The organism is Pseudomonas sp. S2_B10 (assembly GCF_054668425.1).
In genome coordinates, this window is sequence record NZ_CP162768.1 from 2,160,608 (window position 1) to 2,172,775 (window position 12,168).

Sequence of the window (12,168 nt, forward strand, 5' to 3'; positions counted from 1 at the left end):
CTCGCTCCCACAGGTCAGCAGTCAACCGCGTAACAATTACTTAAAGAATGAATGGAGTTTTTCTGTATGGGCCCATGGCTCGATAGCATCACTGGATGGCTCGGCGCCAATCCGCAGTGGTTGGCCGCAGCGGTGTTCATCGTTGCGTGCGTGGAATGTCTGGCGATCGCCGGGCTGATCGTGCCGGGCACGGTGCTGTTGTTCGGCGTGGCGGTACTGGCCGGCAGTGGCGCGCTGTCATTGAGCGAAACGCTGCTGCTGGGCTTTCTTGGCGGCATCCTCGGCGACTTGATTTCGTACTTCCTGGGGCGGCATTTCCATCAGAACATCCGCCGCCTGCCGGGCCTGCGCCATCACCCGGAATGGATGGCCGGCGCCGAGTCGTACTTCCAGCGCTATGGCATCGCCAGCTTGCTGGTCGGGCGTTTCATCGGCCCGCTACGACCAATGCTGCCAATGGTCGCCGGGATGTGCGACATGCCCTTCCCGCGTTTTTTCGCCGTCAGCCTGTTGGCCGCTGCTGGCTGGAGCCTGGCTTATCTGCTGCCGGGCTGGGCCACCGGCGCGGCGTTCCGTCTGCCATTGCCTGAAGGGTTCTGGCTGGAGGCCGGGATTGTCGCCGCCAGCATCGCGGTAATGGTCGGCCTGAGCGTCAACAGCAGCGTGCGCCGCCATCGTCGCGCGACGATCTGGATCGGCGGCATGAGCCTGCTGATCCTGATCGGTCTGTTCATCGGCTATCCATACCTCACCGCGCTCGACAACGGCGTGATGACCCTGGTGCAGGAGCACCGCCAGCCAGCGCTGGACGAAATCGCCGTGACGCTGACCCTGATCGGCGAATTCCGCAACATGCTGCTGTTCAGCGCCCTGCTCGTCATTCTGCTGGTGCTGTGCAAGCAGTGGCGCCAGGCAATGTTCGCGGGCGCCACCATGTTGGTCACCGCGATGGCCAATACCGGAACCAAGTATTTTTTCGCCCGGGTGCGCCCGGAAGTGCTCAGCGATCCATTGACCACCTACAGCATGCCCAGCGGCCACGCTTCTGGCGCGTTCGCCCTGTTCCTGACGCTGGGCGTGCTGGCCGGGCGCGGTCAGCCGCCGCGCATGCGCCTGACCTGGCTGCTGATTGCCTGCATCCCGGCACTCTCTATCGCCCTGTCGCGGGTGTATCTCGGCGCGCACTGGCCAACCGACATATTGGCCGGGGCGATGCTCGCCAGTTGTGTGTGTGCTGCGATGCTGTGGTTGAGCCAACGTCAGGCGTCCCTTAATGCAATGCCGTTCAAGATCTGGTGGCTGATCCTGCCATCGATGGTTGCTCTGTTCGGCTTCTTCGTACTGCGCCACTTGCCACATACATTGTTGCGTTACGCCTACTAAAACAGACAACTCACAAGCCAGATTTTTTATACGCCGCTCTTTTGGAATATTCCGACAAGAGCGGCGTTGATTACCTACGCTAACTTCCCCTCCTGCGGTTAACTTTCCTGGTTATAAAACCGACGTTTCCGCATTCCCAATCGACGCCAAACTAGCGTTACATAGTCCAGCCGGAACACGGTGGCGAAGTATTTCGCGCAACAGAAAATCCGTGAGTTCAATCCGCCCGGCTGGAGCACTTGCCAACAATCAATATTTATCCGGACCCGGCATTGAAGTTCTGCCGAGGCATTTATCAATTCATTCTTTGTCGAGTTATTCATGAGTCCAAAGATACCCCGCAAGACGCCTGTTACAACGCCGCATCAAACTGATCCGCACGCACCGGCACCACATCGCCCCTTGATCGATGCCAGCGCCGTTGAAATATCGAGAAGGACCGGTGGTCACGACCAGACGCTGCCCACAACAACTTCCGGCAGCCCCCTCGCCGATGCAAACCCGAGACTTACGGCGATCGAAATCTTTCAGTTACCGACACACGGCGCTTATCGTTCGGAACATTCCACTTCAATAAACGATTACTGGTTGTCAGAGGCTTTTCTGCGTGGGATGAAGCCCGCTGACCCCGATGGATTTCGCTGGGTCGTTGGCAGAAAGTTCGTCGACGTCGAATATCAGGGCGCTTTGCAAACCACTCACGTCGGCGTGGATGAAACCGGCGCATGGCGCAGCAAGTTGCTGACCGAGCGCGTGCCCTCCGGACCGCTTTTGTATAAAAACGCAGACAGCCCCACCTGGCGCCTGACTGAACAACCCGCGCCGAAGCGAGCGCGGCTCGCCCCCGCGACAACGCCCATCAATCAAAGCCGTTACAGTCCATCGGGGCGTTCGCCGGATGCTCAGGGTTACTACGAAATGCATCCGCTTTTTGCAGCGCGCACAGACGCCCCCCTGTTCGCCTTCAGGGATTCATTTGGCAATTTCATTCCGGTAGATCCTCCGTCGGGGGGATTCGCGGCGTCGCCGACCCACCTCAAACAGTGGACCGATCATGAGATCTGGCAGCTATATGGCTTGCAGGGCCAGGACATCGCGCGCTTTCGTGTCGAAGCTCAGGCCAGCGGCATGCCGCCACAGTGGGCACATCCCACAACCACCGGAAATCCGCTGACCGATCTGCTGCGCAACTCACTGCGCTGGCTGCATCCGCAGATGAGCCGTGCAGAGCGCGAAGCCTTTCTGCAATCGTTCAATCTGCTGCCCAGGCAATTGACCCGCTTGCAGCAGGAGATGAGCGACCATCTGGCGATTCCAGCCTGGGCACTGGCGCACAAGCGCCTGTTGGATGACGTCACCCACCCGCGACGCTTCGAGCAATTGGCCAAGGATGCGGTCGAGCAGCTCAACCTCAAGCACAATGCCCGCCACGACTGGTACGACGCCGAACAAGGCCTGACCCCCGAAGTCCGCGAGGCGCTGTTGAAACAGCTCGGTTACCTGCGCAACAAACACAATTGCCTGTATCGCACGGACATCCCGGCACTGTTTCGCGGTGACGAGCGCACGCCGTTCGAGCTGGCGAATGACGGCACCATGCTGCCCCGCTACCACCACAAACCCGGCGCCACCACGCACAAGCCGATCAGCGCGACGTTCAGTCTCGAGCAGGGCCAGATGTATGCCAGCGCCCCCGATCCCGCATACCTGCGTTTCAACAGCCAGACCCATAAATATCCGGGACGCGACGCGGGTGACAGCAGCTCAGACAGCGGCGCAAGCGACGCCGATGATTCAAGCAGTTCCTCATCCGACTGGTCTGATCCTGAGAGTCCCGTCGCCTGGGATCACGAGCGGGGTTATCGGTCCTCACGCACGCGGCAGACAGAAATGTTCATGTACGCCCTCGACACGCGCAATCTGGAAGTCGTCCCGCACGAAGAGAACATGGCGTTCAATTCCGCTGCGCGTGAGAACCCGCCGACCTGGTTTCCCTCCGACGATTTCGAGGGGCTGATTTCGGTCACCCGCAGCGGAGTTCCAGCCGAGCGTATCTGGTTGCTGAACACAGACCTGAGCAAAGGCGCCAGGGTCGCAGACATCAAGGAACAGGCCGGCGCGGACGCTGAGCGCATCGAGGCGGCGACCCATGCCGGGCACGCCAACAAATTCCAATACGACCGACTGATCGACAAAGTGGAAGCGGCAGGACTGCCAATCCTCAGGCTGTCAGGCAATAAAAACGAGTTTGCATACGACATCGCCTGGCCCTGAACCGGGCACGCCCATACAACGCCGGAGAGGAGACCGGCATCCTCATGCACACCATTAAAGGATTAATACGTGTCGAAACTCATCGTCCCTGCGACCCATATCGCCCACGTTCGCGCACTTGAAGTTACCCCCATCGACGTCTCGGCGAATCCCCATGCGCCGCCCACCCATATGCGCAATCAGACGCAGGCGCCTGACATTGATCCGTCGCTTCGCAAAACCCTCAAAGCCCTGGACAAGCATCTGGGCCTGCTACGCATCGGTGAGATCATGATCAGTCGGGTCGAATTGCAAGCGCTGGGGGCGACCATTGACGGTCAACCGGTCAGTGCGGCGAACGCCCACATGAAGAGCGTGGATCAGGCATTTCTCGACGGACTCAATTTTCAATCGGCGCAGGTGCAGTCGCGCTTGCAGGCCGTGGATTTCCCCGACAATGACATAGCCGCAATGCTGTTCTACGAAATTGCCTGCAAGCGCTCGATTGATGCCGGCCCACTGTTCATCAGTGACACGCCGCTGGCTTCCGGCAGCGCCATGGATCGTCTCAACAAGCTGGGCAAGGCTGCGCAAAAGCTGGAAATCCACCGTGCGGACGCGTTTGAAAACGCACCGGGCTGGATCAACAAGAGCAAAAGCTATTTGATGAGCGGCGCGGGAGTCGGCATGCAAGCCTTTGGCATCTACAGCAGCTACATGGCGCTGACCGATGCGATCAAGAAAGGCGAGGCACTGGAAATGCTGTACTACGGCGGATCCATCGCTGCAGAACTCGGCTCGCTGATCATCGAGCAGGGCCTGACCAGAACAGGCCAGGCGATGCTGACTCAGGGCAGCAACGTGCTGAGGGGTTTTGCGCTGACCTCAATCGGCAAATACATGAGCCGTGGTGCGGGACTGTTCGCCAGCGCGATTACCTTGCCGTTCGACATCGTTGACGCGATCAAATCCTTCAACGCCGCCGCCGCGACATCGGGCAAACAAGCTCAGGATCATTATTTCAGCGGTGCCCTGAGTGTAGCGGGCGCGGGTATCAGCCTGGTGCTGGGCGTCGCCGCGCTGGCCGGCTTCGGCAGCGTTGCCGGCCCGCTCGGCCTTGCGGCCGCTGCGTTGCTCATCGGCGGATCGATGATTTATCAGGCCGCCAGGGTCGTCGACGATATCGACGACTACATCGAACTGACGACACTCGAGCGTCTGCGCTCGGGATGGTTCGCCTTCACCGGCAAGGAACTGGACACCGAGGTGATGGATCGCTTCAAACTGTCCAGGCTTTACAGTGACTATGGAAAACAGCTCGAACTGTCGGCGCAAGACATGCTGGCCGGTGCTTATAAGGACTCCATCGCACAGGTCGTCAATGGCGCGTTTCGCGCTGAACTGCGCCCTGTCGAACTGTGGCGTTACCAGTGGGACGAAAGCGCCGGGCAGTTGCCGTTCAGACTCGACAGCCAGGCGGTGATCGTTGGCGGCGACGATGCAGTCGACGCGAGCCTCGGATTACCCGACAACCTCAAAGGCATGATCAGCGGCAGCCCAGGCGAAGGCAAAGGCGTGTTCTGGCGTCTGGGTGATGGCAACGACCGCGTGGTTGGCGTCAAGGCGCGGCCCAACCTCTTCACTTACCGCGACGGCCATAAGGCACTGACGGGCGGCGACACAAATGATGCGTTCTACCAGGAAGTCTCTGATCAGGAACTGGATCGATCGAGCAAACCGCCGCACATCAATGTGCTGGATGGCGGTTCGGGCAACGACCTGGTTGCGTTCGAAGGCGTCCGCGCGATTACCGACACGCGTTACATCGGTCACGACGTCAACCTGCAAACCGGCAAGGTCTCACTTCGCGGCCCGGACTCTGCGAACGACACCCTCGAAGTCGCCCATCTGACCTCCATTGAAAACGTTGCGACCTTGCGCAAAGGCACGAGCACTATCACGGGCAATGACCAGCCCAACCAGATTTCCGCCAACGGTTACGACCGCATCAGCGCCGGCGACGGCAACGACACGATCGCAATCTCTGGTACCGAGTGCACGATAGAGGGCGGCGGCGGCGAAGATCGCTATTACATCGCCGACACCAATGCACGTACAACGATCATCGAGTGTGGCGACCATTCGAGCCTGATCGAATTCGGCTGGCCGATGGCGGTCATTCAACGCTGGCAAATCATCGGCACCTCACTGGTGGTCAATTCTTTGCGCGGCAGGGACGGCAGCGACCCCGACCATGTGCTGACCCTTGAAAACGTCTACCAGACAGTCAACGGTCAGCGTCAATTGAACAATGCTCGGTGGGTGTTCCGCACTCTCGATGGCTATGAACTGCGCGCGCAACTGCCCACTCGACCTGGTGAAGCGTTGAGTCAGGACATCGAGGTTGCCGTCACTGTCAGCGGACGGCCGGCACCCGCCCCGGCAATCGTCAACGGTGGCACGGTGGCGCTGGACGGTCAGGACGTGCAGCGCCACTTCGTCGCACGTACCGAGCACAGGGTCGAATTCGTCGCCACAGGCAACGCTACCGGCGCCCGTACGATTTACCTGGATTACCAGGACAGCGAGATCGTCGACGTGGTGGTCAGCTATGGCGTGGAATTGCGCCAGGGTGTTTCGGGCAATACGCACCTGACCTACAACAACATCAGCCTGTCGATTCTGCTGCCATCCAGAGTGCTGGCCTTCAAGGGCGTGATCCAGACGATTGCCGCCGCGACGGGCTACAGTGGCCAAAACAGCCTGAAGGTCACGACACCGCTTCTGGCCCGGGACATCGTGCTGGTCATGCAGGATGACGTTTCATACCGCGTGCAGGTGCCCGCGTTCGATTACCGGGACGACGCTAGAAATCCCGGCATCCGTGTGCTCAGCTCGCGGAGCTGGTTGAAGCGGCGCAACGGAAAATATCCATTCATCCGTCCGCTGGTCAGCGAGAAACCATCACTGGGCGCCCAGAACAGCAAAGTGGTCATCGAATCGCGGCCGCACACCGGGATTTATCTGCTCGAAGGCAAAAGCGCGACTTACGACGTTTATCTCGCCAGCAACAGCATCCTGCGTCTGGCCACACCGGGCGCTGCGGCAAAAACGGCCAATGCATCGAGATGGAATCTGTTCACCCGTACCCTGACAGAAACCGTCACGCGCGCCGACATTCAGCTCCAGGGCAACCGCCTGCGCATTGCCAGCGTCACGGTAGAGTTGCCGGACATCTTGGATGACACTCCGGTGGAGTGCATCGGTGTGGTGACGTCAGCCGGCAACATTTATGAAGTGTCGCTGTTGTTTGAGGTGTTGCAGCTGTATGTGATCGATGCTCGTGGCTACGCCAGTGTCGAGGCATTGCTGGCAGATATCGACAAGCACAAACAACGCCACGAACTGGCCGCACGGGTCTACGTCACCCACATCGGTTACAAACCCGAGACAGCGGGCACGCTGGTTTACAACTCGGTGAGCAATCAATGGCGCCTGCTCAATGATCTGCAAGAGCGCGTCGACCGCGAAGGTCTGTTCATCCCGGTCAACATGAGCTGACCGTGCGCTGCCGGTTTCAACATCGTGTCAGGGTGGGCCTGCGCTGATCTTCGTTTGCGCCTTGAGTCATGCGTTTTGCAAGTGAAACTAGGCGAACAGTTCGCCCTGCAACTCGTCGAGTAATGCCTGGATCGCATCCAGCCGTTGCTGAGGGTCGTCGAGTTGCAGCAGATCGATCTTGTCTTCTTCGGCGAACGGCAACAGGTAGGCAAGCTGATTGGCCAGTGACTGTTGACCGGCGGCTTCAGTGCCCATGTCCAACGCTTCGACCATCGGGTGTTCGGCCAGCGCCTTGAGCAGCGCGACCAGATCGGCGTCCTCGTCCTGCAACGGTTGCTCGGGCTCATCGTCCAGCCATTCGACGTCGGCGACGATCAACTGATCGCGCTGCACTTCGGTGCGCAACACCGTGAAACGCCGCCCGCCCTGGACGCGAATGCCGAGCAGGCCGTTGTCCTGTTGCTGGAAATCGGTGATCCGCGCCTCGCAGCCAACCATTGCGAAACCTTCTGGTGCCACACCGACTTCGTTGCCCTCCAGAATGCACACCACACCGAAACCGACGCCCTGCTTCATGCAGCGGCCGATCATGTCGAGGTAGCGCGCCTCGAAGATCTGCAGGTCGAGGTTGCAGCCGGGGAACAGCACCGTGTTCAGCGGAAAAAGCGGCAGACTCATAGACATTTCCTTACACCACCATCGACACCGCCAACGGCAGGAACACCGCCGTGGCCACACCCATCAGACTCATTGCCAGCGCGGCGAACGCGCCGCACTCATCGTTTTCCTGCATCGCCACCGCCGTGCCGACCGCATGAGCGGTCATGCCCAGCGCCATGCCGCGCGCTTCGGGGCTGTGCACGCCGAGGCGGGTCAGCAGCGCCGGGCCGAAGATCGCGCCGATGACCCCGGTGATCAATACAAACACCGCTGCCAGCGCCGCCACACCGCCGATCTGCTCGGCAACCAGCATGGCGATCGGCGACGTCACCGATTTAGGCGCCATGGTCATCAGGATCATGTGATCGGCACCGAACCACCAGCCCAGCGCCACGCCCATGCCCGTTGCGACCACCCCGCCTATCACCAGAGTAGTAAAAATCGGCCAGAACAATTGCCGGATGCGGCGCAGATTCAGGTAGAGCGGCACCGCCAGCGCCACCGTGGCCGGCCCCAGCAGAATGCTGAGGATTTCGGTGCTCTTGCGATACTCCGCGTAGGTCAGGCCGCAGCCGACCAGCACACCGATCACCAACAACATGGAGACCAGCACCGGTTGCAGAAAGATCCAGCGGGTTTTCTCGAATGCCGCCAGCACCAGTTGATAAGCGCCTAGCGTGATGCCAATGCCGAACAGCGGATGATGAATCACCGAGGTCCACGCGCCTTGCCAGTCGAACAGCATCAGGATTCCTCCGCCGGCGGCGCATGACGTTTGACCAGCCGTTGCATGAGCACGCCGGCAAAGGCCATCGACAGGATCAGCGAGACCACCAGCGCGCCGACGATCGCCCAGAAATCGGCGGCAATCGCCGTGGCATACACCATCACGCCCACCGCTGGCGGCACCAGCAGCAACGGCAGATAACGCAGCAGGCTGCCCGCCGCCTGATTCAGCGGCTCGCCGACTTCACCGCGAATGATCAGGAACACCAGCAACAGCAGCAGCCCGATGATCGGCCCCGGCAATATCGGCAACAGCAAATGATTGAGCGCCGTGCCGAGCAGTTGGAACAGCACCAGCAGGGTCAGGCCACGTAACAACATCTGACATCTCCGTCTTCTATTTCACCCAGCAGGGGCTCGGCATTATAAGCATGCCGGCGCTATGGACCGGCATTCGCCAAAAGCATGGTCGGTTGACCTGAGCAAATCGCCATGATGATCTACAGTGGTTCGCAGGCCGGTCAAATCCGCCCCCTGAAAAACTATAAAACCGATGAACCCAAGGAGAGTCTCAATGCCCTATGTTCCCGTTGCAGAGCTCAAAGATTATGTCGGCAAGGAACTTGGACGTTCCGAATGGCTCACCATCGATCAGGAGCGCATCAACCTGTTCGCCGAAGCCACCGGTGATTTTCAGTTCATTCACGTCGATCCGGTCAAGGCCGCGCAAACCCCGTTTGGGAGCACGATCGCCCATGGTTTCCTGTCGCTGTCGCTGATGCCGAAACTGATGGAAGACATCCTCGTGCTGCCCGAAGGCGTGAAGATGGTCGTCAACTATGGCCTGGACAGCGTGCGTTTCATCCAGCCGGTCAAGGTCAATTCGAAAGTCCGACTGAAGGTCGACATGGTCGAGGTGACCGAGAAAAAACCCGGCCAGTGGCTGCTCAAGGCCACCGCGACACTGGAGATAGAAGGCTCGGACAAACCGGCCTACATCGCCGAGCCGCTGTCACTCTGCTTCGTCTGATCATCCCGGATGCGAAGCAGCGCACGCTGTTTCGCGTCACGTCTGTATATATGCGACGCATAGCTGCGGCATACTCGGTCGCCTAATTGCCCGGATCCCGCTATGCGCTCAATCGCTCGACTTGCACCCCTTGCCCTGACCCTGATGCTCACCGCTTGCGGCGACGGCGAATCGCTGTTGCCGCCGGATGCGCGCCTGCCCGATGGCGGTCGCTATCGCGGTGAACTGGTCGACGGCTTGCTGCAAGGTCAGGGCCGCGTCGACTACCCCAACGGCAGTTGGTACGCCGGAGAGTTCGACAAGGGGCAGTGGCACGGGCAGGGCGAATGGCATGGCAGCAATGGCGAGGTCTATCGCGGCCAGTTCCAGCAAGGTCTGTTTGATGGACAGGGCAGCCTGAGCACCAATGCCAGCAGTTATACCGGTGGTTTCAAGCAGGGCCGGCGCGATGGCGAAGGCACGCTGAAAGAAAACGGCATGACCTATCGCGGCGAGTTCAAGGCTGACCAGTATTCCGGCCTCGGCCGCCTGGAAATGGACGACGGCAGTTCCTACCAGGGCCAGTTCGCCCACGGCAAACCCAACGGCGAAGGCCAGCGCGGCGATGCCAGCGGCAATTCGTTCACAGGCCATTTCGTCAACGGTCAACTGGAAGGCAACGGCACTTACAACAGCGCCGACGGCGATATCTACGTCGGCGGCTTCAAGAACAATCAATTGCACGGCAAAGGCCGCTACGAGAACGCCGACGGCGACGTCTGGCTCGGCCAGTTCAAGGAAGGCGCGCTGACCGGCAAGGGCGAACTGATCGGCGCTGATGGCAGCCATTACATCGGTGTGTTCAATGACTGGCGCTTCACCGGCCAGGGCCGTTTGAACCTCGCCGATGGCAGCTTCTACATCGGCGGCTTCGACAACGACAGCTATTCAGGACGCGGTACTCTGGTGCTGACCGATGGCAGCGTGCTCAGCGGCACCTGGATCAACGGCCAACGCGTACGTGACGCCGACGGCAAGTTGCTGCCCGACACTCTCGAACTCGGTCTGCTCGCCCAGGGTCGTCTGCTCGACGAGGCACTGGCGGCGATCCCCGCTTCGACTCCGGCAGTCGAGTTGTACACCCTGACCCTCGGTGGCGACGGCAAGCAAAGCGTGTTCCTGCGTGAATCCGATTACGTCGCCAACATGCTCAGTACGCGCTTCGGCGCCTACGGCCAGATCCGCCTGGTCAATCATCGCGATCATCTCGGCGACCGGCCGATGGCCACCCGCGAAAACCTGCGCCGCGCCGCGCAAGCCCTTGCCGAACGCAGCGGGCCGGAAGACCTGCTGTTCATTTATCTGACCAGCCACGGCACCGCCGAACATGAACTGGTGCTCGACCAGCCGCGCATGGAACTGGCCGACCTGCCCGCCGATGAACTCGCCGCCGTGCTCGCGCCGCTGAAGCATCGCGACAAGGTCATCGTGATTTCCTCGTGCTATTCCGGTGGATTTATCCCGGCGCTGAAGGACGAACGCACGCTGATCATGACTGCCTCGCGCGCCGATCGGGTGTCGTTCGGTTGCTCGGAAGAAGCCAACTTCACTTATTTCGGCGATGCGCTGTTTGCCCAGGCACTGAACCAGACCGACGACCTTGAGCAGGCATTCAAACTGGCCAAGGCCACCGTCGCCGAACGTGAGCTGGCCGACGGCTTCGAAGCCTCGGAGCCGCAGATCTGGGCGCCGAAAACCGTGCTGTCGCATTGGCAGCTGCTGCGAAAACAGCAGGCGCGCAAAGCGTTGCAAAGCAGCGCATTGAACGACGCGGCGAAAAAAGGCAACTAAGCTGAACAGTATCAAGGGAGAGACACTATGTACTTGACGCCTCAGCACGTATTGCTTGCCGGAGCCACCGGACTGACCGGTGAACATCTGCTCGACCGTTTGCTCAACGAACCAACCATTACCCGTGTCCTCGCCCCTTCGCGCCGGCCGCTGGCCGAGCATCCCCATCTGGAAAACCCGGTCGGCGACCCGCAGGCGTTTCTGCCGCAGCTCAGTGGCCGGGTCGATATCGCCTACTGCTGCCTCGGCACGACGATCAAACAGGCCGGCTCCGAAGAAGCCTTTCGCGCGGTGGATCTGGACATGGTCGTGGCGTTCGCCAAGCGCGCGCGGGAGATGGGCGCACGACACCTGATCGTGATCAGTGCGATTGGCGCCGATCCGAATTCCTCGGTGTTCTACAACCGGGTCAAAGGTGAAATGGAACAGGCCCTGCGCGCGCAGAACTGGCCGCAGCTGACCATTTGCCGACCTTCGCTGTTGCTTGGCGAACGCACCGAACCACGCCTGGTCGAGCAACTGGCCGGGCCGTTATCGAAGCTGATTCCGGGGAAATACCACGGCATCGAAGCGTGCCAGTTGGCGCGAGCGATGTGGCGCCTGGCGCTGGAAGAACAGGATGGGGTGCGGGTGATCGAATCGGATGAACTGCGCAAGTTAGGCAAATAACTCCGGGACTTTCAGAACCAAAAGATCGCAGCCTTCGGCAGCTCCTACAGAAGCCC

Annotated in this window: 9 protein-coding genes; 6 read left to right on the forward strand and 3 right to left on the reverse strand. The window is 60.3% G+C overall.

The genetic code is table 11. The features are described 5' to 3' along the window. Positions 1-66: 66 nt before the first annotated feature. From AB4O45_RS09640 to AB4O45_RS09650, 3 genes are all read left to right on the forward strand, one after another. Positions 67-1,383, forward strand: a complete 1,317-nt coding sequence (locus tag AB4O45_RS09640) for a bifunctional DedA family/phosphatase PAP2 family protein (RefSeq protein WP_041477718.1) — start codon at positions 67-69, stop codon at positions 1,381-1,383. Positions 1,384-1,785: 402 nt separating this feature from the next. Next, on the forward strand, positions 1,786-3,657 hold the full coding sequence (locus tag AB4O45_RS09645; RefSeq protein ID WP_460161345.1) for a hypothetical protein: 1,872 nt from the start codon (positions 1,786-1,788) through the stop codon (positions 3,655-3,657). A 69-nt stretch (positions 3,658-3,726) separates the two neighbouring features. Next, positions 3,727-7,197, forward strand: a complete 3,471-nt coding sequence (locus AB4O45_RS09650; RefSeq protein ID WP_460161346.1) for a calcium-binding protein — start codon at positions 3,727-3,729, stop codon at positions 7,195-7,197. A gap of 87 nt (positions 7,198-7,284) precedes the next feature. Here the strand turns inward: AB4O45_RS09650 and AB4O45_RS09655 are convergent, their stop codons facing one another. The 3 genes from AB4O45_RS09655 to AB4O45_RS09665 are packed head-to-tail and all read right to left on the reverse strand — an operon-like array spanning position 7,285 to position 8,964. Then, positions 7,285-7,875: an LON peptidase substrate-binding domain-containing protein gene (locus AB4O45_RS09655; protein WP_041477716.1), complete on the reverse strand. Its 591-nt coding sequence runs from the start codon at positions 7,873-7,875 to the stop codon at positions 7,285-7,287. Between the two features lie 10 nt (positions 7,876-7,885). Then, positions 7,886-8,602 carry an LrgB family protein gene (locus AB4O45_RS09660; RefSeq protein WP_236168742.1) on the reverse strand — a complete coding sequence of 239 codons (717 nt, stop codon included), beginning with the start codon at positions 8,600-8,602 and terminating at the stop codon, positions 7,886-7,888. Beyond that, a complete protein-coding gene (locus AB4O45_RS09665) occupies positions 8,602-8,964 on the reverse strand; it encodes a CidA/LrgA family protein (protein ID WP_016773012.1) in 363 nt (120 codons plus the stop codon). The genes AB4O45_RS09660 and AB4O45_RS09665 overlap by 1 nt, the downstream gene beginning before the upstream one ends. Before the next feature lie 193 nt (positions 8,965-9,157). On the opposite strand from AB4O45_RS09665, the gene AB4O45_RS09670 reads away from it, so the two are divergent. The 3 genes from AB4O45_RS09670 (at position 9,158) to AB4O45_RS09680 (ending at position 12,112) form a co-directional block, all read left to right on the forward strand. Further along, positions 9,158-9,613 carry a MaoC family dehydratase gene (locus tag AB4O45_RS09670; RefSeq protein WP_016773011.1) on the forward strand — a complete coding sequence of 152 codons (456 nt, stop codon included), beginning with the start codon at positions 9,158-9,160 and terminating at the stop codon, positions 9,611-9,613. A 102-nt stretch (positions 9,614-9,715) separates the two neighbouring features. Continuing rightward, the gene (locus AB4O45_RS09675; protein WP_056790669.1) at positions 9,716-11,443 is read left to right on the forward strand and encodes a C13 family peptidase; all 1,728 of its coding nucleotides are present in this window, start codon (positions 9,716-9,718) and stop codon (positions 11,441-11,443) included. A gap of 27 nt (positions 11,444-11,470) precedes the next feature. Next, positions 11,471-12,112, forward strand: coding sequence for an oxidoreductase (locus AB4O45_RS09680; protein WP_016773010.1), 642 nt, complete (start codon positions 11,471-11,473; stop codon positions 12,110-12,112). The last annotated feature ends 56 nt before the right edge of the window (positions 12,113-12,168 follow it).